We start from the raw sequence: 20,897 nt of genomic DNA, 5'->3' as shown, positions 1-20,897 counted from the left end.
CCGCTTAGAGTTCGGCAGCGGGACCGCTTTCCCGAAACTGCTCGGAGTTGCCCCCATGAACCCTCTTCTCAACAACAGCTCGATCCCCAAGCCCGGCCGATCGGCCTACGGGGTGGCCTCGGCTGTCGTCCTGGTCCTCATACCCGTCGTCGTGCTCGCCGGCGGGGACCAGCTCCAGTCCTTCCTCAACTTCGGCGCGGGCGTCCTGTCGCTGGTGTGCCTCACCTGCTCGGTCATCTGGGGTCTGGTCGCCCAGGACCGGCTGATCCTCAACACCCGCCAGCGCATCATCGGACAGGGCATCCACCGGGTGACCGCCGTCGGCTCGATCGCCTTCCTGCTCGTGCACGTCACCGTCAAGATCGCGCTGCAGCACACCGTCCTGCTCGCCGCGCTCATCCCGTTCTCGCAGGGCGTCACCGGGATCGGCTTCCTGATCGGCCTCGGCTCCACGGCCGGCCTGCTCATGATCTTCGTGGGCATCACCGGCGCCCTGCGCAACCAGTTCGCCGCCCCGGCCGAGGTCGCCGCCCGCTGGCGCGCGATGCACATGATGGCCTACCCGGCCCTGTGCGCCGCCCTCATCCACGGGCTCTACGCGGGTCGCGCCGCCAAGCCGTTCTTCATGATCTCGTACCAGCTCTGCCTGGTCGGCGTCATGGCCGCCCTGCTGCTGCGCGCCGCCCCGCGCCAGTTCAAGCGCAATGTCGCCGACAAGATCACCATGATGATGGGCACCCAGGACCGCTACGCCATGGAGGGCCTGGAGGCGTCCCGCGCGCGGATGGCCGAGGGCGACTACGAGCGTCCCGCCCGGCCCTCGCGGGCGGCCAGGGACGAAGGCAGGGGCCGGGACAGGGACGCCGGCCGCGGGAACCCGCAGACCTCGTCGCTGTTCGGCATGCCGGCCGGCGCCGACACCGGGGGCGGGTACGCCGCCGCCTACCGCTCCGCCAACACGCCCGGCGGGCAGCAGCCGTACGCGGGAGCGGCCGACCAGACCGCGCGCATGAACATGCAGGACATGCAGGCCACCGCCGCGATGCCGCGCGCGGACACCGGCGGCAGCACCTCCGGCAGCTGGCCGATCCCGTCCCCGCCGCCGGTCGGCGAGGCGCCCCCGTCGGCGTACGACCCGATGCAGGACACCGGGTTCAACATCCCGGTCTACGGCAATTCGGGCAACCCGGGGTACGGCGGACGTGATGTGTACAACACCGGTGAGACGAACGCCCAGTACGGCACGTACAACTCGAACGACACGTACAACAGCGGTCCCGCCAGTGCACCAGCGCCCGGAGCGTCCACGGACAATCCGGGTTCGGGCGAACCTTGGAACACGCCTTCCGGAGGCTATAGGTGAACGAGGCCCTGCCCGACGTCCCAGAAGTCCGCGTGGTCGGCCTTCCGCAGCTCACGTCGGGCTTCGACCTTGTCGAGAGACTTGACCTGCCCATGCACCTGAAGGTGCATGGGCCGCTCGAACCCATGGGCGGGGAGAAGCTCGCGCAGCTCTCCGAACGCATCAACCTCAAGGGGCGCGGCGGCGCGGGCTTCCCGTTCCACAAGAAGCTGCGCTCGGTCGCCGACGCGGCGATCAAACGCGGCGTCCGGCCGGTCGTCGTCGTCAACGGCAGTGAGGACGAACCGGCCTGCCGCAAGGACACGGTGCTGATCAACCGTGCCCCGCACCTCATCCTGGACGGTGCGCTGCTCGTGGCGGAGGCCCTGGGTGCCCGCACGCTCGTGGTGGGGGTCACCCGGGAGTCGACCGAGCGCTCCATGGAGGCCGCCCTCGCCGAGCGGGGCCTCGGCACCGGCCGCCGCTCGGCGCTGAAGGCGTTCGTCCAGCGCAACCCGATCCGCATGGTGACCGGCGCGGCCGCCTCGCTGGTCCGCTCCATCGACGGCGGCCCGGCGATCCCGCCCGGCCGCAAGACCAGCGCCTCGCAGAGCGGCGTCGGCGGCGCGCCGACCCTGCTGTCCAACGCCGAGACGTTCGCCCAGCTCGCCATCGCCGCCCGCATCGGGCCCGAGCGCTACGGCAACACCGGCCTCTACGACGAGCCGGGCACCGTCATGCTCACGGTCTCCGGCGCGGTCGCCCGCCCCATGGTGATCGAGGTCCCCACCGGCGTGCCGCTGCGGTACGTCCTCCAGCTGGCCGGCGCCCCGCCGGTGCCGCAGGGGGTGCTGACCGGCGGCTACCACGGCCGGTGGATCGACGCCGCGACGGTCAACGAGGCCGTCGTGTCCCGCAATTCGCTGGACGCGGTGGGCGGTGCGCTGGGCGCCGGCGCGATCCTGCCGATCAGCCAGGAGACCTGCCCGCTGGGCGAGTCGCTGCGTGTGGCGCAGTGGCTGGCGGACGAGAGCGCGGGACAGTGCGGTCCCTGCTACCTCGGTCTGCCCGCCGCCGCGCGCGGCATGGAGGACATCATCAACGGCGGCGGCCCGGCCGCGCTGGAGGCCCTCAAGCAGGTCGCCAAGAACGTCAAGCGGCGTGGGGCGTGCTCGCACCCCGACGGCTCCGCGATGTTCCTGGAGTCGACCATCAAGGCGTTCACCGACGACCTCGCGGCCCATGTGCTCGGGAACGGCTGCGGACGGCCGGTGGAGGGCGTCCTCCCGCTCTTCGAGGAGGGCATGGCCCCGGCGGCCATCACGAGCGGCGGCGCCTCGCAGGACGCCGGCGACAGCCGTCAGAAGATCTTCGTCGACTGGACCCTGTGCCGGGGCCACGGTCTGTGCGCGGACATCCTGCCGGAGGTCTTCCAGTTGGGCGCCGACGGCTTCCCGACCGTGGCCCAGGCGAAGGTGCCGCGGTACGCGGAGGCGAAGGCGCTGCGAGCGGTACGCCGCTGCCCCGCGCTCGCCCTGCGCCTGGAGGAGGACACGCGCGGCTCGGCGCCCGCCAAGAACCTCCCGGTGCTCTCCCAGGGCCGCGGCCGGCGCGCGCTCGGCCGCTGACCGCCCCCGCACCCGGAAGGGGCCGCCTGGAAACAGGCGGCCCCTTCGGCGTCGTACGAGACACGACGAGACATTGCGAGACATTGCGAGACATTGCGAGACATTGCGAGACGCAAAGAAAGATCCCGCCGGGTCTGATTCGACCCGGCGGGATCTTTCTGCTGTGGAGCTAAGGAGAATTGAACTCCTGACCTCCTGCATGCCATGCAGGCGCTCTACCAACTGAGCTATAGCCCCTTGCTTTGTTCCGCCCGGCTCCCCTGGCGACGACGCCAACATTACACGGTCCGGGGGGTGGACCACCAAATCGTTTCCGTTCTGTCCGACTTGCCCGGAAATACCCGGTCAGGCCGTCACGAACGAATAGAACCGCTTGAGCGTGCAGTGCTCCTCGAGCAGCCGCCCGTAGATCGGCTCGCCCTCCAGCTCGCGGTACGTCTCGATGGGGTCGCCTTTTATGATCAGCGCCCGGGCGCATTCCTCGCACCAGTACTGGTAGTCGGGGTTGACCGGCTCCATGTCACGCACGATCGGGGTGCCGCTGCCGCACCAGTCGCATTTCCGCCTGTGTGCACCCATGAATCAGCTCCAGCTGTGGCCGCAGGCCGTGCACACGTAGGAGATCCCGCCGTTGTCGCCGAGAACCTGGGCCACGAACGCCGAACCGCAGGAAGGGCAGCTGAGCCGGGTGGCCTTGCCCCGTGTCAACGCCGCTCCGGAGAGGTGGCCGCCCTCTCCGAGGATGCTCGCAGGCATCGCTACTCCCTCCCGTCGGGCCGCGCCCCCTTCCGGCCGTTTGATTCTGCCACGGCCGGGCCAATACGGTCAGCGACGCCTCAGTACCAGTCCGGACACGGGAGCGCCTCCGCAGAGGTATACGCCTGGTGGGGCCGTTCCGACTCAGGTGCACCACCGACACGGGCGGCGGAATATCCCGGAGGGCTTTGCCCCGCCGCGAGGAGTCCGGAATCCTTGAGGTCCCGACCGCGGAGAAGCACCACGACAGCTTCGCGTCCGATCCAACTCTCGAGCGGAGTCAACAGTGATCGACCTGCGGGTGCTGGGACCGGTGCGGGCGCTGGCCGGCCGGCACGACCTGGACATCGGGCACGCACGGCAGCGCAGTCTGCTGGCGATCCTCCTCGTGGACGTGAACAACGTGGTGCCCACCGAGCGGCTCACCGCGCTCATGTGGGACGACCGCCCGCCCCGGGGGGCGCGCAACGCTCTCGCGGGGTACGCCGCCCGGCTGCGCAAGGTCCTGGCCGCGGCGCCCGGCCGGCCCGTCCTGGTGTCCGAGGCCAACGGATACGTGCTGCGGGTCGACCCCACGGCCGTGGACCTGTGCCGCTTCCGGGACCTGACGGCCCGGGCCGCCGGCGCCGAGGACGACGAGGAGCGCTCCCAGCTGCTGGCGGCCGCGCTGGCGCAGTGGTCGGGAGCCGCGCTCGGCGACCTGGACGGCGGCCACGTCGACTCACTGCGCACGACGCTGGAGGGCGAGCGGCAGACGGCCCTGCTGGAGTACTACGACACCCGATTACTGCTGGGCCGGCCCCAGGAGATCGTGCCCCCGCTCCAGCAGATGACCGAGGAACGGCCCTACGACGAGGAGCTGGCGCTCCGGCTGATCCGGGCCCATCGCGACAGCGGGAACCCCGCGGCGGCACTGCGCACCTACGAGGCCGTACGGTCCCGGCTCGCCCGTGAGCTGTCCACGCGCCCCGGTGAGGCCCTGCGCCGGGCCGGGGAGCAGCTGCTGCGCCCCGCGCCGCACCCGGCGGGCGACGCCCCGGCCGCCCCCGTCGCGTCCCAGGCGCGCGAACGGCTGCGGATGCCGGTCAGCAGCGGCTACTTCGCCGGCCGGGTGCGTGAACTGGACGCACTGGACGAGCTGTTGACGCCCCGGCGGGAGGCGGGCGGGTCGCAGGGCACCAATCTGGCCGTGATCAGCGGCATGGCCGGGGCGGGCAAGACGACGCTGGCGCTGCGGTGGGCGCAGCGGGCGGGCACCGCGTTCCCCGACGGGCAGCTGTTCGTGCCGCTGCGGGGCCACGAGCGGCATCTGCCGCCCCTCGAACCCTCCGAGATCCTCGTCTCGGTGCTGCTCGCGCTGGGTCTGCCGGCCGCGGACATCCCCTTCGGGCTCGACGAACGGGCCGCGCTGTACCGGACGCTGCTCGTCGGCAGACGGGTGCTGCTCGTCCTGGACGACGCGGCGAGCCCCGAGCAGGTACGTCATCTGCTGCCGCCGAGCGTCGACGGCAGCGCGGTCCTGGTGACCAGCCGGGAACGGCTGCCGGGGCTGACCGCGACCTACTTCGCCGGTGAGGTCCTGCTGGACGCCCTGGACGACGCGTCGGCGCTGGAGCTGCTGGCGTCGCTGGTGGGCAGTGCCCGGGTGGCGAGGGAGCCGGCGGCGGCGTCCGGGATCGTCGAGGCGTCCGGGCGGCTGCCGCTGACCGTGCGGCTCAGCGGCGCCTATGCCGCGAGCCATCCCGACGAACCGCTGGGCCTGCTGCTCGCGCAGGTCCCGACGACGGACGGGGCGGACGCGCACGGGGCGATGGGCCGGGCGCTGGACCTTTCGTACGGGAAGCTGACCGAGGTGCAGCGGCGGGTGTTCCGGCAGCTGGGTGTCGTACCGGGGACGGAGTTCGGCCGCGAGACGGTCGGGGCGCTCGCGGACTGCCCGTTCGCCGTGCTGGAGGAGGCGATCGGGGCGCTCGTACGGGCCAATCTGCTGGCCGAGTACGGGCCGCGGCGCTACCGGATGCACGACATGGTCAAGGAGTACTCGGTGGGGCGCGCCACCGAGGAGGACCCGTGGGAGGCGCGCCGGGACGTCCTGCTGCGGCTGCTGGAGTGGTACCGGGAGGCGGTGGAGCGGGCGAGCCTCGCCGACGGGATCCAGATGTCGGGCGTGCACAGGGGGGCGGCCGTGGCGGCGCTCCTGCCGTGGGGCGGGCGGCCACGGACGGTGCCCGGTACGGGTACGGGTTCGGGGACCGCGCGGGGCACGGACGGCCCGGCCGGAGCGGCCGGAGCAGTCGGCGATCGGGCGGAGGACGCCGCCGGAAGCCGGGGCACCGGCATCGACGTGGCCTGGCTGGACCGGGAGAAGACCAATCTCTGCGCGGCCATCAGGCTCGCCTCGGAGCTGGGGCTGGGACCGGCGAGCTGGCGGCTGGCCGACGCGATGCTGGGGTACATACGGCTGCACCCGGGCGGCGACGACTGGTCCTCGGCGGTGGAGGCGGCGCAGCGGGCGGCCGCGCGGTCGGGGCATGAGCGGGCGAACACGGCGATGCTGCTGAACGTCGCCGACTCGCGCTACCGGGAGGGCCACTACCGGGCCGAGCGGCAGCGGGCCCGGGAGGCGCTGACCGTGAGCCGGGGCGCGTCGTGGCGGGCCGGTGAGGCGCTGTCGCTGGCGGTGCTCAGCCGGACGTACTGGTCGGTGGGGGTGCTGGGTCTGGCGGACCGGTACATGCGGGCGGCCCAGCGGATCCACGAGGAGCTCGGCGATCTCGCGGGGCAGGCCAACGCGGTGGCCCGGCTGGCCCGCAACGCCTACGACGCCGGGGACCCCGGTGCCGCGCTGCACGGCTTCCGGGACGCGCTGCGGCTCGCGGAGCAGTCGGGATCGCGGTTCGGGCAGATCCGGCTGCCGGCCTACGTCGCGCTGTCGCTGCGCCAGCTGGGGGAGCACGCGGAGGCGCAGCAGTGGTGCGAGCTGGCGATCCTGACGAGCCGTGAGATGGACTTCCACGAGGGGGTGGCGATCGCGCTGTCCTGCCGGGCGGAGCTCTTCGGCGACGTGGGCGCGCACGCCGAGGCGGTGACCTCGGCGCGCGAGGCGCACGTGGCGATCCCGCATCTGTCCGACCCGCGGATCGAGGCGGACTGTCTGATCCGGCTGGGCAGTGTGGAGGCCGCCGCCGATCACGCCGAGCTGGCCATGCGCAGCTTCGGCAGGGCGCTGGTCATGGCGGAGCAGGTCAACTACCCGCAGGCGGCGGCGCGGGCGCAGGCCGAGAGTGCGGCGGCGTATGTGCGGCTGGGCCTGTACGAGGAGGCGCTGGCGGCCTGCCGGCGCGCCCGGCGCGTCCTGCGGGGCTGCGACATGCGGCTCGTGCGGGCGCAGACCCTCATGGCGGAGGCGGACTGCGCCCTGGCCTCGGGCCGGTGCGCGGCCGCGGTCGCCGGGTACCGGCAGGCGTCCGCGCTGTACCGGGCGGCGGGCCACCGCCTGGGCGAGATCCGCGCCCTGCTGTCCTGGGGCCGGGCCGCCGCCACTGCGCCCCACCACGGCCATCCGGCCCGCCTGTGGAGACACGCCCTGCGCCTGGCCGACCCGCTGGCGGTACCGGAGGCGGACACCTTGCGCACGCTGCTCCACAACACCCGCGCGGGGACGACGCACACCTGACCCCGCCGATCCCCGGCGCGCCCGCCGGGGAAGCAGGCCCGCCGAGCCGGTACCGAGAGCCCCGGTGAGGTCCGGGGCCGTCGGCGGTCGCGGGGTTCACGGCATGCGGATCACCATTCCGGCGTACGTCAGGCCCGCGCCGAAGCCGACCAGGGCCGCCAGGTCGCCCTCGGCGAGGGTTCCGGAGGTGCGCAGGCGGTCCAGGGCGAGGGGGATGGACGCCGCCGAGGTGTTGCCCTGGTCGACGATGTCCCGGGCCACGGCGACCTCGGCGGGGAAGCCGACGCTCTGCGCGACCGCCTCGATGATGCGCAGGTTCGCCTGGTGCGGGACGAAGGCCTGCACGTCGTCCGGGCCGACCCCGGAGCGGGCGAGGATCTCCCGGACGACGTCGGGCAGATGGGTCACCGCCCAGCGGAAGACGGAGGAGCCCTGCATCCGGATGACGGGCCCGCCCGGCTCCGGCTCCTCCCGTACGGTGATCGCGTCCCGCATGCCGGGGTCCGTCCCCCACACCACGGTGCCGATGCCGGGTTCCGTGCCTCGGCCGACCAGCGCGGCGCCCGCTCCGTCCGAGAACAGGAAGGCGGTCGAGCGGTCCCGCGGGTCGAGGATGTCCGACATGCGCTCCACGCCGACGACCAGGCAGGTGCGCGCCTGGCCGGTGGTGACGGACGCGGCGGCCAGGGCGAGCCCCACGGTGAACCCGGCGCAGGCGGCGCCGACCTGGCGGGCGGCCGCGGGGACGCCGAGCCGGCGGCCGATCTCGGCGGCCAGGTCGCCGGGCGGGGCGCCGGAGCCCGCCGTACCGATGTCCGACATGGTGGCGACGAGGATCTCGTCGACCTCGTCCGGGGCGACACCGGCGTCGGCGAGCGCCTTGCCGGCGGCGGTCGCGCCCATCTCGGCGAGGGTCTCCTCGGGCCCGGCGAAGCAGCGGGTGGCGATGCCGCTGCGGCGCAGGATCCACTCGGGGGACGAGTCCAGGGTGCGGCAGATCTCCTCGTTGGTGACGATCCGTCGGGGCCGGTAGGCACCGATGCCGAGCAGGGCCGCGGGGTGGCGGGCCGGTCCGGGGGCGGGTACGGCGTACGTGGTGTTCACACGGACTCCTTCGCAGCTGCTGGTTCTGCTCCTGCTTGCTCCCTTCTCGGGGATTACGCACGCGGACCCCGCCACCCCCTGTGACTTGACAACTACATACCTACGGTATGTACTCACATACCCAAGGAATGTTAGTTGGGTAGTTGGAGGGATCGACAGTGACCTCAGGCACGCTTGCGTCTCGCGCCGAGCCGTCGAGCGCGGGGAAGACACTGCTGCTGACATCGGCAGCCACATTCATGGCCTTTCTCGACACGACGATCGTCAACGTGGCCTTCCCGGCCCTGCACGAGGACTTCCCCAAGGAGTCCCTGACCGACCTGACCTGGGTGGTGACCAGCTACGGCATCCTCTTCGCGGCTCTGCTGACCCCGGCGGGACGCTTCGCCGACATCCTCGGCCGGCGCAATCTGTTCCTCTGGTCGCTCGGCGTCTTCAGCGCCGCCTCGCTGGCCTGCGCCCTCGCCCCGAACGTCGAGAGCCTCATCGCGGCCCGCGCCGTCCAGGGCATCGGCGCGGCCGGCATGATCCCCGCCGCCCTGGGACTCGTCCTCTCCGAGACACCCGCCGAGAAACGTGCCGAGGCCATCGGCATCTGGGGAGCCGCCGGCTCCATGGCCGCGGCCGCCGGCCCCTCGCTGGGCGGGCTCCTGGTCAGCGAGATCGACTGGCGCGCGGTGTTCGTGCTGAACGTCCCGATCGGCCTCGCCGTGATCGCGGGCGGACTGAAGCTGCCCCAGCGCGCCGTCGAGAGCTCCAAGCTGCCCGACCTCCTCGGCACCGCCACCATCACCCTCGGCATCGCCGGCATCGTCATCGGCCTGACGAAGGGCGGCGACTGGGGCTGGGACGCGGCGAAGACCTGGATCTGGATCGGCGCCGGCGTGCTCTTCGTGGCCCTGTCGCTGCTGCGCTCCCGCAGCCACGAGGCACCGGCCGTCGAGACCGAGCTGTGGCGCACCCCGATGTTCGCGGCGGCCAACCTCACCTCGTTCCTGCTGGGCGCCGGACTGTTCGTCTGGTTCCTGTCCGGGCCGCTGTACCTCACCACCATCTGGCACTACTCCGTCCTCAAGGCCGGTCTCGCCGTCACCCCGGGCGCCGTGCTCTCCGCCGTCGCCGCCATCTCGGTGGGCCGCCGCGTGCCGCCGGAGAAGCAGCGTCCGGTGATCGTCGTCTCCGCGCTCGCCTTCCTCGGACTGAGCTTCTGGGCGTACTACGGCCTCGGCGGCGAGGAGAAGTTCCTGGCCCTGTGGCTGCCCTACGGCGCCCTCGGCGGAGCGGTCATCGGCGCCGCGCTCACCAGCGTGACGACCGCCGCCTCCATCTCCGTACACCCGCTGAAGTTCGCCACCGGCACCGGGATGAACACCACCGCCCGCCAGTTCGGCGGATCGGTCGGGGTCGCCTCGATGGCGGCGGTGTTCGCGGCCGGCGACCTGAGCACCCCGCAGCCCTACCTGGACGCCTTCCTGCTGGCCGGCATCTTCATCGCCGCCTCCGCGGTGCCCGCCCTGTGGCTGTTCACCAAGAAGTCCATGGCCCAGATCGCCGAGACCCAGCGGCAGATCCAGGCCTATATGAAGGCGCAGGCCGAGGCCGCGGCCAAGGCCGCCGCGGCACAGGCCGCCGACGGAACACCCGCGGTGGACCGGGCCTGACCCCGGCTCACCCCTCGCACACCGGCCGCGACTCACACCCCCCGCGGTCGCGGCCGGTCCCGGCGGGGCCGCGGTCTCGGACCCGCGGCCCCGCCCCGCGTGTTTCCGTACGGCCCCTGCCCGGCGCCCCCCTGCCCGGCGGCCCCTGCGAAAACCCGGGATTCCCACGAGGGGGCGGTCCCACCAGCCCGTAACACAGGACGAGAGCCCATCGGTTCATGAGGGGAATTGATGAACACAGTCCTCGACTGGCTGGACTCCCCCGCACCCGAGCGTGGAATCCACTACCACCGAAACGGCGACTGGCACCTGCGCGACTACGCCGGCATCGCCGCGGCCACCCGCAGCACGGCCGCCTTCCTGCACGCGAACGGCGTCACCAAAGGCGTCGTGTCCCTGCTGATCGAGGAGCCCGAGACCTTCGTACCGGCGTTCCTCGGTGTCATGTACGCGGGGGCCACCCCGTCCCCGATCGCCTCGCCCGTCACCTTCGGCGGCCACGAGGCCTTCACCGAGCACGCGGCCGCCGTCCTCGGCGCCGCCGAACCGGCCGCCGTCCTCACCGACGCGGCCCTGGCCCCGCTCGCCGCCACGGCGTGCGCGAAGGCCGGCACGGGCACACCCCTCGTGCTGCCCGACCCGGCGGAGCTGCCCGCCGCCGACACACTGGCGCGCCGCACCGCGGACCTCGCGCTGCTGCAGTTCACGTCCGGCTCCAGCGGCACCCCCAAGGGGGTCCGGGTCACCGGCGAGAACCTCACCGCCAACGTCCGCGCCATCCACGGCTGGCTCGGCGTGAGCAGCGAGGACTCCTGCTCCTCCTGGCTGCCGCTCTACCACGACATGGGTCTGATCGGGACGTTCCTGGGTTCCGTCGTGGCCCAGATCGACCTGTGGCTGATGAGCCCGGTCGACTTCATCCGCTCCCCGGCCCGCTGGCTCGACTGCCACGGCCGGCACGGGGTGACCATCACCACCGCCCCCAACTTCGGCTACGGATACGCCACGTCGCGGGTCCGTGAGGAGGAGCTGGCGGGTACGGACTTCTCGGCCTGGCGGGTCGCCATGAGCGGCGCCGAACGCGTCGACGCGCGGGTGGTCGCCGACTTCACCGCGAAGCTCGCGCCGTACGGCTTCGACTCCCGGGCGCTCACGCCCTGCTACGGCATGGCGGAGACGACCCTCGCCGTCACCGGCGTACGGCCCGGCACGGGCGCGCGGATCGTCCGTACGGCGGGCCCGCTCGCCACCGGGGCGCCGGTGACCGTCACGGACACGGGTGTCCTCGGCGTCGACCGCCCCGAGGACCCCGCGCGCTGGATCGCCGCCTGCGGCACCCCGGTGCCCGAGACGGCCGTGGACGTCGTCGACGAGGACGGCACACCGCTGCCCGACGGCACGTTCGGCGAGATCCGGGTCCGCGGGACCTCCGTGGCCGACGGCTACCGGTCGCCCGACCCGGCGGCGAGCGCGCCCTTCGGCCCGGACGGACTGCGCACCGGCGACGCCGGGTTCCTCCACGACGGCGAGCTTTACGTGGTCGGGCGGATCGGCGACAGCCTCAAGGTCCGCGGCCGCAAGGTGCACGCCGAGGACCTCGAGGCGGCGCTCGTGTCCGTTCCCGGGGTGCCGCCCGGCCGCTGCGCGGTGGCGCTCGGCACCCTCGAAGGCCGCGGCGGCGCCGTGGTCGTCGTGGAGGCCCCCGGCGAGGCGTGGCTGGAGGCCGTGACCGGCGTCCTGCGCTCCGCCCTGGACACCACCGTCGAGGTGACCGTGGTCCGGGCCCGGCGCGGCACCATCCCGCGCACCTCCAGCGGCAAACCGCGCCGCCGGCTGCTGTGGCGGCAGACCGCGGAGGGCACCCTCGCCGGCGACGTACTCCACTCCACGCACCCGACGCACCGCCCGGCACCGCCGACCGCACCGCAACCGACCGCGACACACCTGGATGGGGCAGCGACATGAGCGTCACGACCGCCGGGCTGGTACTCGACGTCACCGAGACGGCCCCCGAAGCCACCGCCGAACAGCGCGGCCGGCTGGCGAACTCCGCCGATCTGTACCGCCGTTGGGAGCGCCAGCAGTGGGCCGTCGCCCAGGTCGCGCCCGCCGGGGACGCACAGACCTGGCAGGCACTCAGCCCCTTCTCCCGCGGCCAGATGCTCGGCTCCCTGGCCGAGCTGGAGGTGGGCGAGGTCACGGTGACCCACACCCTCGGCGCCCTGATCGAGTCGCCGCCCACCGAGGACGACCGGATCTTCCTGTGCACGCAGCTCGCCGACGAGGCCCGGCACGTGCGGTTCTTCCAGACGTATCTGGAGGACGCATGCGGTGCCTCGCTCGACGAGGCGGAGGACGGGGCCGACTACGCCGAGGTGTTCGCGCCCGTGCTCACCCGGGCCACCGACGCGGTACGGGCCGACCACGAGGACCGCGAGTCCTGGTACCGGGCGCTCGTCTACTACCACCTGATCACCGAGGGCGTCCTCGCGGCGACGGCGCTGCGCACCACCCGTTTCCTCGCCAAGCGGCTGAAGCTGGACGCGCTGGAGGAGGGGCTCACGAACGTGACGCGGGACGAGTCGCGGCACGTCTCCTTCGGACTGCGCGCCGCCCAGGACGGGGTCGCCGGCGGCTTCGCCCAGGTGGTGGAGGACGCGCACTTCGAATCGCTGGGCGCCGCCGCCTGGGTGCTGATCGGCCCCTCCCGGCACAACCCGTCCCCGGCGCTCCGCGCGGCCCTGCTCAGCCGCGCCGCCCAGCTGCGCGGCAGCGTCGAGATCGCCCGGGAACGCCTGGTCAAGCAGTTGCGCCTGGTCGGGCTGCCGCACCTGGTGGAGAAGGCCGGCGACGCCTGGGACCTCGCGATCGACACCGCCCTCGACGCGTACGAGGAGCGCTGGAACACGCCGCACCCGATCCGCGCGGCCGCGGCCTGACGACCACATCAGCAGAAGGGGACGACGAACCATGAACAGCACGGACAGCACGGAAAGCACCGACAACACCACCCTGCGCGCCCAGGTCCGCCGGATCGTCGGGGAGATGAGCCCGCTCGGCGCCCGCGAGGCGCGGTCCGACGACCGTCTCGTCGAGGAGCTCGGCTACGACTCCCTCGCCGTCATCGAGCTCTCGCTCCGCATCGAGCAGGAGTTCGCGCTGGTCGACCTCGGCACGGGCGGCACGCCCGACATCACCACGGTCAAGGACATCGAGGACTTCGTCGACCAGCAGCAGGCGGTGCCGAGCGACGCCGCCTGATCCCACCCATCCCAGAGAGGTACCACGAGAAGATGACGACCCACGATCTGCGCAGCGAGGCGGACGACCCGCTGGCGCTCTCCCACGACGAGTCGGTACGGCTGCTGCGCGGGGCGCCCTGGCAGCGGCTCGCCGTGATGGGCGACAGTTTCGCCGCCGGCCTCGGCGACCCCAGCCCCGGGTACGCCACCGTGCCGTGGCCGGAGCGGATCTCGGCCGCGCTCAGCGCCGACAGGCCCGACTTCGGCTATCTGAACACCGGGGTCAAGGGCAAACGGACCGGTGCGGTGCGCGCCGAGCAGCTGGAGCAGGTCCTGGCCTTCAGGCCCGATCTCGTGAACGTGGCGGCCGGCGGCAACGACCTGTTCGACGCCGAGCCGGACCTCGACGGCGTCGAGGCCGACCTGGACGCCATGTACGGGGCCCTGCGCGCCCAGGGCGCGGACATCTTCACGTTCACGGTGACGAACGTCTTCGAGTCGGTACCGGAGCTGGCGGTCTTCAGCGACCGCACGGCGGCCCTCAACGACCGTATCCGCGCGGTGGCCGGGCGGCACGACGCCGTCCTCATCGAGATGTGGCACCACCCGGTGCGGCTGCGCCCCAACCTGATGAGCGCCGACGGCATCCACTTCGCGATGGAGGGGCACGCCGCCCTCGCCGCGGAGATCGTGAAGGCGCTCGGCTCCCGGCTCGCGGACCGGACGGAGGGCTGATGGGCGGCGACCGCACGGTACGCCACATCGTCGTCGGCGCCGGTTCGGCCGGCTGTGTGCTGGCCGACCGGCTGAGCGCCGGTGACGACGGAGAGGTGCTGCTGATCGAGGCCGGCGGCCCGGACCGGCGCGCCGAGATCAGCATCCCCGCCGCGTTCCCGGCGCTGTTCGGCTCCTCCGCGGACTGGGGCTACCGTACGGTCGCCCAACCGGGCCTCGACGGCCGCGCCCTGAACTGGCCGCGCGGCCGCACCCTGGGCGGCTCGTCCTCCCTCAACGCCCAGATCTGGACCCGCGGCCACCGCGCGGACTTCGACGGCTGGGCCGATGAGGAGGGCTGCGCGGGCTGGTCGACGGCGGAGGTGACGCCGTACTTCAGCCGCGCGGAGGACCGCTCCGGTGCGAGCGGTTACGGCTCCGGTGGGCCGATCCGGATCGAGGACCTGCGGGACCCGAGTCCCGCCACCGCCGAGTTCCTGTCCGCCTGTGCCGAGGCGGGGCTGCCCGCGCTGGACGACGGGCGGCCGCTGGAGCCGGAGGGGGCGGGGCCGGTGCGCGCCACCCAGCGCGGCGGGCGGCGGTGGAGCGCGGCCGACGGCTATCTGCGGCCCGCCTCGCGCCGGGCGAACCTGACCGTCCTCACCGATGTCCGCGTCGAGCGGATCCTGATCGAGAACGGCCGCGCGGTCGGGGTCGCCTGTACGACACCGGACGGGCCGTGCGTCGTGCGCGCCGAGGGCGAGATCGTCCTCGCGGCGGGCGCGATCGGCTCGCCCCAGCTGCTCATGCTGTCCGGCGTGGGCGACGCGGACGAGCTGCGCCGGCACGGCATCACGGTGCACGCGCACGCGCCCCGGGTCGGTCACCGCCTCGCCGACCACCTGTACGTACCGCTGGCCTTCGAGGCGAACGGCCGGGTCACCCCCGGTGTCACCGACCCGCAGGGCGAGATCGGCGCGTTCCTGCGCGGCCGGCGCGGCCGGCTGACGTCCAATCTCGCGGAGGCCGTGGCGTTCCTGCGCAGCGACCCCCGACTGGCGGCGCCGGACCTGGAGTTCGTGTGGATGCTGGTGCCGTTCCTCGACCAGGGGAAGGCTCCGCGCACCCATGGCGTCACCCTCGGCGTGGTCCTGCTGCGCCCGCGCAGCCACGGCACGGTCCGGCTCGCCTCGGCCGACCCGGCGGCCCACCCGGTGATCGACCCGCGCTATCTGTCCGACCCCGAAGGCGACGACCTGCGTGTCCTCGCCGAGGGCGTGCGCCGGGCCCAGCACGTCCTGACCCGGCCCGCGCTCGCAGCCCGCCTCGGCAGGCCGCTGACGCCGGGCGCGCTGGACCCCGACCCGGGGACGGTGCACGCGGTGACCCGGGCCCACGCGGAGACCCTGTACCACCCCGTCGGCACCTGCGGCATGGGGGCGGACCCCGAGGCCGTCCTCGATCCCGCGCTGCGGGTGCGGGGCGTCTCCGGGCTGCGGGTCGTCGACGCCTCCGCCCTGCCCTCCCTGCCCCGCGGCCATACCCACGCGCCGACCGTGATGCTCGCGGAGCGCGCGGCCGAACTGATCCTGGCCGCCGGCTCCCCCACCCGACCGACCACAGGAACGACCTCACGAAAGGCAGTACGACTGTGACCGTCCAGGACCCGCAGCTGTTCATCGACGCCTTCCGGGCGGCCCTCGCCGACGCCGAGTTCGCCGCCCTGCTCAAGGAGCGGGACTTCTCGCTCCAGTTCGTCGTCACCGGCGCCGCCGACGCGGCCTTCCTGCTGGACTCCGACGGGGTGCACGACGGCGCCCCGCACCCCGCGAGCCTGCGGCTGGAGGTGCAGGCGCAGGCGCTGCACCTGGTCCTCCTCGGGCAGCTCGGCGTGACGCAGGCGATCGTCGCCCGCCGGCTCGTCGTGAAGGGCCCGGTCGCCCGGGTGCGTTCGCTCGCGGACTATCTGCCGGTGCTGGGGCGCGAGTACGCGCAGCTCGCCCTGGCGCCCGCCGCCTCCTGAGCGGCGGTCGCGGCCGCCGTACCCCCTGAGCCCGTCACCACAGCAATTCGCCCACCACAGAAAGCGGACCACTGTGATCGCCACCACCACGACCGTCGTGCCGAACGCCCCGACCCTGTCCGATCTGCGCGCCCTCGACGCGGCGGCGATGCCGTCGATGTTCCGGCTTCCGCCCGAGGTCGAGGAACTCCGTGACGAGGTGCGCGAGTTCGCGCAGACCGTGGTGAAGCCACGGGTCCTCGACAACGACTTCGCCCCGGCCGACGACTTCGACTGGGAGATGGTCGAGGCCGGCCACCGTCTCGGCCTGCTGCGCCTGACCATGCCCAAGGAGTTCGGCGGCCGCGGTATGGGGGTGCTCGGCGTGGCCGTCGCCATGGAGGAGCTGGCGTCGGTCTGCGCCAGCACGGCGCTGATCTTCGGCGCCTCGCTGCTCGGCCAGACGTCGGTGCTGTTCTCCGGCGACCAGCAGCTCCAGGCCCGGTTCCTGCCGTCCTTCCTCGGTGACAAGCCGGTCCTCGCCTGCAACGCCATCACCGAGGAGACCGCCGGCTGCGACCTGCTGATACCGGAGCACGCCGAGCTCGCCGAGGACGTGATGACGGCCCGCCGCGACGGCGACCACTTCGTCCTGAACGGCGTCAAGCGCTTCATCACCAACGGCAAGGTCGCCGAGTGGGCGGCCGTGTTCGCCAACATCGAGGGCAACCCCGGCGCCACCGGGCTGACCGTGTTCATCGTGCCGCTGGACAGCGAGGGCGTCACCCGGGGCGCGGTCGCCGACAAGATGGGGTACCGCGCCTGCCTGGGCACCACGCTCCACTTCGACGACGTCCGGGTGCCGGAGGAGAACATCGCCTTCGGTGAGGGCGGCGCCTGGAACTACCTCACCCTCCAGTCCAACCAGGCCCGTTCGATCGTCGCCGCGATCTCCACCGGGGTGGCGCGGGGCGCGTTCGAGATCGCCAAGGAGTTCGCGGGCGAGCGGGTCCAGGCCGGGAAGCCGCTGTACGAGCACCAGTTCACGGCCCGCAAGCTCGCCGAGATGTCCTCGAAGATCGAGGCCTCGCGCCTGCTGTACCTCCAGGCGGCCTACCAGGCCGACAACATGCTGCCCGCGCCCGTCTACGGGCCGGCCGTCGCCAAGCTGTTCGCCGACCGTGCGGCGATCGAGGTGGCCGAGGAGGCCATGTCGATCGTCGGGGCCCGCGGCTACTGCCGTGATCACGCGGTGGAGAAGCTGGTCCGCGAGTCCTTCGGCGCCCGCATCTACGAGGGCACCCCGGAGGTCCTGGCCCTCGCCGTCACCGGCGCCCTGTACGGACGCCGGCTGTGACCGCGCCCCGCACGACGGTCCGTACGGCGGCCACCACGACCCCCCGCCGCCCCCGTCCCGGCGCCGGGACGGCCACGACGCCCCCGACGCCCCGCCCCCGGGCGGCCGTCGGCCTCTCGGCCCCCGGGGCCCGCGCCGCCGCCACGCTCTCCGCCACCCGCTACATCGAAGCGACCCTGGCCACGACGACCCGCTTCTCGGGCCTGGTCCTGGACCTGCCCCCAGAACCACACACGGACCTGCACCCGCCCGGGGCCCCGGGGTCGAACCGGGCGCCGAACCCGCCCCGGGCCGACCGGAAACCGAACCCGGACCCGCAGCCGGAGGCGGACCTGGCCCCGGAGCGGGCGCCGAAGTCGAGCCCGGCCCCGGACAGGGCGCCGAACTCGGACCGGCAGCCGGAGGCGGACCTGGCCCCGGAGCGGGCGCCGAAGTCGAGCCCGGCCCCGGACGGGGCGCCGAACCCGGACCCGCAGCCGGAGGCGGACCAGGCGCTGGACCGGGCGCCGAACTCGGACCGGGCCCCGGCCCCGGCGCCGGCCGGGAAGCCGGAGGCGGGCCCGGTCCCCGGCCGGGAGCCCGGGGCTGGGCCGGTGCAGTCCGGGGCCTTGCCCGAGGTCCCGGCCCGAAGGGAGGCGGCGGTATGAGTGTCCCGACCGTTGTCGGTGGGAGGGCGGGCGGTGAGGAGCTGGTTGCGGGTGAGGACGCCCGGCGTGCCCGGTACGTCGCCCATGTGCTGGCGCTGCACGACCGGATGAACCTCGCGGGCCTGCCCGAGGAGACCGAGCCGCTGTACCTGGCCCGCAGGCCCGACGGCCTCACCGTCGTCGCGGTCCCGCAGTCCCGGCTGCCGGAGCGCTACCGGCTGGCGATCTACGGCTTCCGGCTCGCCCAGTACCTCAGGTCCCGTTTCGCCAGCGACCGCGTGGCCTTCGCGCGCGGTCTGTTCGCGGAGCCGCTCGGCGTGGGGCACGGCGAGGAGATCCACGTCATCGGGATGGAGGAGCGGTCCGGGGCGATCCTGCGCTATGTGTCGGTGATCGGCACCACGGACGCCGCCCCGCTGCCCGTGACCCACCCGGACCGCGCCCGGTTCCCCTGCGAGGTCGCCCACGACATCAACCTGTTCGACCACGTGCCGCTGGACGAGCCGGTGACCAGCCACGAGGTGTGGGAGGTCAAGCGTCTGATGCAGCGCCCCTCGGAGCGCGACACCTCCCCCGCCCGGCGGCTGCGGCTGTCCCTGGAGCTGATGCTGGGCTTCTACACGGTGCTGGCCGGTCTGTCGCCGCAGCCGAAACTCCTCGTCGGGGACGGCGAGGAGGGCCTGGCCGTACGGCGGCTGACCCGCAGTCTGAAGGACATCACCGTCATCGAGGGCACCAGCCCCCGCCTGCCGGAGGACGACCTGCTCTTCCCCGCCTACGTGGAGCGCGCGGTCGTGAAGCCGTTCGTGGCCCGCGTCCCGCACGGCGAGGAACTGGAGCAGCTCGTGCGCTGGCTGGCCCGCGCGCTGGACGCGACGAACCCGCTGGCCGGCTTCCAGCAGCTGGTCGGCCAGGTCTCAGGAGAGATCCGGAGGGTGAGGATATGAGCACCACCGCCGCGGCACCCGCGCCGACGGTCCCCGCCGACGTCCCCGAGGACCCGGAGTCGTACTACCGGTCCCTCACCGAACGCAACCGGGGCCTGATCCCGGCCCCCGTGCAGGAGCGGCTGCGCACCGCCACCGTCCTGGTGGCGGGGTGCGGCTCGACCGGCGGCGCGGTCGTCGAACCGCTGGCCCGGCTCGGCACGGGCCACTTCGTGCTCGCCGAACCCGGCACGTACGAGCTCAACAACCTCAACCGGCAGAGCGCCACCTACGCGGACATCGGCCGCAACAAGGCGGAGGTGGCGGCCGAGCGCATCCGGTCGGTCAACCCGTACGCCGGGATCCGCGTCGACACCGCCGGCATCCGTCCGGACGCCCCGGAGCTGCTCCTGGACGGGGTGGACGTGGTGGTCGACGGCGTGGACGTCACCACCCTGGGCGGCTGGCGGGCCAAGTACGCCCTGCACGCCGCGGCGGCCCGCCGCCGGCTGCCCGTGGTCTCCGGCTACGACCTGTCGGGCACCCAGCACGTCCGCTACTACGACTACCGCGCCGAGTCCGTCCCGCTCGCGGGGGCGATCGCCGAGGAGGACATCGCCGAGGACGCCCTGTGGACGCTGCTGCTGAGGGTGATCCCCCGCGAGATCGTCCCGGCCGACCTGATCGCCGACGTCACCGCGCACCGCTCGGAACCGGACTACAGCGTCCCCCAACTCGTCTACGCGTCACACCAGTTCGGTGTGCTCGCGGCCCGCTACGTGGTGGAGATCCTGGCCGGTCGCCCGGTCCGGGAGCAGATCACGGTGGACGTGCACCGGCTCGTCTCGGCGGACACCCCTTCCGACCCCACCCCGCGCACACAGGACTGAGGAGCCTCGATGACCACCGCAACCGACCGTCCGGGCCGCCGCTCGGAGGACCCGCTGGTCCGGCAGACGAAGAAGGCCGCGCAGCTGCTCGTCGCGTCGGCCCGGCACTCCTACGACCCGCGCGTGGACGTCAACTGGGACGAGCCCCTGGAGGAGGGCAAGTGGTTCCTCCCCGAGAAGCGGATCTCGCTGTACGGGACGGAGCTGTACGACTCGCTGAGCCTGGAGCAGAAGCTGCTGCTCAGCCGTGAGGAGCTGGCGTCGTCGCTGGCGGCGGGCGTGTGGACCGAGCACATCCTGCTGCACCTGGTGTCGCGCTACGCCTACAAGCGGGACATCACCAGCCCGCAGGTGCAGTTCGCGCTGACGGAGGTGGCGGACGAGGTGCGCCACATGATCATGTTCGCCCGGCTGGTGGAGAAGACGGGGACCGAGTTCTATCCGCTCCACCCCAAGACGCAGCGCAGCGGGCTGCTGCTGAAGACGTTCGCGCCGGTGCCCGCGCTGTGGGCGATGCTGCTGCTCACCGAGGAGTTCTTCGACCGCTTCCAGCGCGAGCAGGCGGCCGACGAGACGGTCCAGCCGCTGGTGCGCACGGTGGCCCGGATCCATGTCGTGGAGGAGGCCCGGCACATCAGCTTCGCCCGCACCGAGCTGGAGCGCTTCGTCCCGACGCTGTCCAAGCGGCGGCTGGAGCTGCTGCGCAACTTCCTGGCGGCCGTGGTCAAGTCCATCCGCCGGGACCGCTACAACCCGCTGATGTACGAGCGGGCCGGCCTGGACCCCAAGGCGGCCGTGGAGGCGGGCCGCTCCAACCCGATCAGCAAGGCCAACGGCGGCTACGGCGCCGAGCGGATCGCCCCCTACTACCGGTCGCTGGGTCTCATCGGCGGCCGCTCGGAGAAGGTGTGGCGCGAGGCCGGTTGGCTCAAGGACGCCTAGATCCAAGGGA

General features: G+C 73.1%; 18 protein-coding genes and 1 tRNA gene. 15 read left to right on the top strand and 4 right to left on the bottom strand.

Features of this window, described 5'->3' with window-relative positions; translation table 11 throughout:
* Positions 1–55: 55 nt before the first annotated feature.
* On the top strand, positions 56–1,363 hold the full coding sequence (locus tag ABZ490_RS00405; protein WP_358982304.1) for a cytochrome b/b6 domain-containing protein: 1,308 nt from the start codon (positions 56–58) through the stop codon (positions 1,361–1,363).
* A complete protein-coding gene (locus tag ABZ490_RS00400) occupies positions 1,360–2,970 on the top strand; it encodes an NADH-ubiquinone oxidoreductase-F iron-sulfur binding region domain-containing protein (RefSeq protein ID WP_358982301.1) in 1,611 nt (536 codons plus the stop codon). Before ABZ490_RS00405 ends, ABZ490_RS00400 begins: the two co-directional genes overlap by 4 nt.
* Before the next feature lie 164 nt (positions 2,971–3,134).
* Here ABZ490_RS00400 and ABZ490_RS00395 read toward each other — a convergent pair.
* The 3 genes from ABZ490_RS00395 to ABZ490_RS00385 form a co-directional block, all read right to left on the bottom strand.
* Positions 3,135–3,207 (bottom strand) — tRNA-Ala (locus ABZ490_RS00395).
* A gap of 108 nt (positions 3,208–3,315) precedes the next feature.
* A complete protein-coding gene (locus ABZ490_RS00390) occupies positions 3,316–3,549 on the bottom strand; it encodes a hypothetical protein (protein ID WP_003976229.1) in 234 nt (77 codons plus the stop codon).
* Positions 3,550–3,552: 3 nt separating this feature from the next.
* Positions 3,553–3,726, bottom strand: a complete 174-nt coding sequence (locus ABZ490_RS00385) for a hypothetical protein (RefSeq protein ID WP_358982299.1) — start codon at positions 3,724–3,726, stop codon at positions 3,553–3,555.
* A 286-nt stretch (positions 3,727–4,012) separates the two neighbouring features.
* Here ABZ490_RS00385 and ABZ490_RS00380 point away from each other — a divergent pair, with 286 nt between their 5' ends.
* Positions 4,013–7,402 (top strand): BTAD domain-containing putative transcriptional regulator, encoded by a 3,390-nt coding sequence (locus tag ABZ490_RS00380; protein WP_358982296.1) that lies wholly within the window; start codon positions 4,013–4,015, stop codon positions 7,400–7,402.
* Positions 7,403–7,498: 96 nt separating this feature from the next.
* Here the strand turns inward: ABZ490_RS00380 and ABZ490_RS00375 are convergent, their stop codons facing one another.
* The gene (locus tag ABZ490_RS00375) at positions 7,499–8,506 is read right to left on the bottom strand and encodes a beta-ketoacyl-ACP synthase 3 (protein WP_358982294.1); all 1,008 of its coding nucleotides are present in this window, start codon (positions 8,504–8,506) and stop codon (positions 7,499–7,501) included.
* A gap of 158 nt (positions 8,507–8,664) precedes the next feature.
* Here ABZ490_RS00375 and ABZ490_RS00370 point away from each other — a divergent pair, with 158 nt between their 5' ends.
* From ABZ490_RS00370 to ABZ490_RS00315, 12 genes are all read left to right on the top strand, one after another.
* Positions 8,665–10,167, top strand: coding sequence for a DHA2 family efflux MFS transporter permease subunit (locus tag ABZ490_RS00370; RefSeq protein ID WP_358982292.1), 1,503 nt, complete (start codon positions 8,665–8,667; stop codon positions 10,165–10,167).
* 231 nt (positions 10,168–10,398) lie between these two features.
* Positions 10,399–12,132 (top strand): AMP-binding protein, encoded by a 1,734-nt coding sequence (locus ABZ490_RS00365; RefSeq protein WP_358982290.1) that lies wholly within the window; start codon positions 10,399–10,401, stop codon positions 12,130–12,132.
* Positions 12,129–13,106: a ribonucleotide-diphosphate reductase subunit beta gene (locus ABZ490_RS00360; protein ID WP_358982287.1), complete on the top strand. Its 978-nt coding sequence runs from the start codon at positions 12,129–12,131 to the stop codon at positions 13,104–13,106. Before ABZ490_RS00365 ends, ABZ490_RS00360 begins: the two co-directional genes overlap by 4 nt.
* A gap of 31 nt (positions 13,107–13,137) precedes the next feature.
* Positions 13,138–13,428 (top strand): acyl carrier protein, encoded by a 291-nt coding sequence (locus tag ABZ490_RS00355; protein WP_358982284.1) that lies wholly within the window; start codon positions 13,138–13,140, stop codon positions 13,426–13,428.
* A 32-nt stretch (positions 13,429–13,460) separates the two neighbouring features.
* Positions 13,461–14,144: an SGNH/GDSL hydrolase family protein gene (locus ABZ490_RS00350; RefSeq protein WP_358982281.1), complete on the top strand. Its 684-nt coding sequence runs from the start codon at positions 13,461–13,463 to the stop codon at positions 14,142–14,144.
* Positions 14,144–15,778 (top strand): GMC family oxidoreductase N-terminal domain-containing protein, encoded by a 1,635-nt coding sequence (locus ABZ490_RS00345; protein ID WP_358982278.1) that lies wholly within the window; start codon positions 14,144–14,146, stop codon positions 15,776–15,778. Before ABZ490_RS00350 ends, ABZ490_RS00345 begins: the two co-directional genes overlap by 1 nt.
* Positions 15,775–16,146: an SCP2 sterol-binding domain-containing protein gene (locus ABZ490_RS00340; RefSeq protein ID WP_358982275.1), complete on the top strand. Its 372-nt coding sequence runs from the start codon at positions 15,775–15,777 to the stop codon at positions 16,144–16,146. The genes ABZ490_RS00345 and ABZ490_RS00340 overlap by 4 nt, the downstream gene beginning before the upstream one ends.
* Positions 16,147–16,219: 73 nt before the next feature.
* On the top strand, positions 16,220–17,482 hold the full coding sequence (locus ABZ490_RS00335) for an acyl-CoA dehydrogenase family protein (protein ID WP_358982273.1): 1,263 nt from the start codon (positions 16,220–16,222) through the stop codon (positions 17,480–17,482).
* On the top strand, positions 17,479–18,129 hold the full coding sequence (locus ABZ490_RS00330; protein ID WP_358982271.1) for a hypothetical protein: 651 nt from the start codon (positions 17,479–17,481) through the stop codon (positions 18,127–18,129). The genes ABZ490_RS00335 and ABZ490_RS00330 overlap by 4 nt, the downstream gene beginning before the upstream one ends.
* Positions 18,126–19,076, top strand: coding sequence for a hypothetical protein (locus ABZ490_RS00325; RefSeq protein WP_358982268.1), 951 nt, complete (start codon positions 18,126–18,128; stop codon positions 19,074–19,076). Before ABZ490_RS00330 ends, ABZ490_RS00325 begins: the two co-directional genes overlap by 4 nt.
* Positions 19,073–19,945 (top strand): ThiF family adenylyltransferase, encoded by an 873-nt coding sequence (locus ABZ490_RS00320; RefSeq protein ID WP_358982266.1) that lies wholly within the window; start codon positions 19,073–19,075, stop codon positions 19,943–19,945. Before ABZ490_RS00325 ends, ABZ490_RS00320 begins: the two co-directional genes overlap by 4 nt.
* Before the next feature lie 9 nt (positions 19,946–19,954).
* On the top strand, positions 19,955–20,887 hold the full coding sequence (locus tag ABZ490_RS00315; RefSeq protein WP_358982263.1) for a diiron oxygenase: 933 nt from the start codon (positions 19,955–19,957) through the stop codon (positions 20,885–20,887).
* Positions 20,888–20,897: the final 10 nt, after the last annotated feature.

Origin of the sequence: Streptomyces sp. NPDC005811 (genome assembly GCF_040630405.1) — a bacterium.
Taxonomy (GTDB): domain Bacteria; phylum Actinomycetota; class Actinomycetes; order Streptomycetales; family Streptomycetaceae; genus Streptomyces.
The sequence above is the reverse complement of the archived record's forward strand: the minus strand, read 5'-3'. Positions and strand labels throughout refer to the sequence as shown.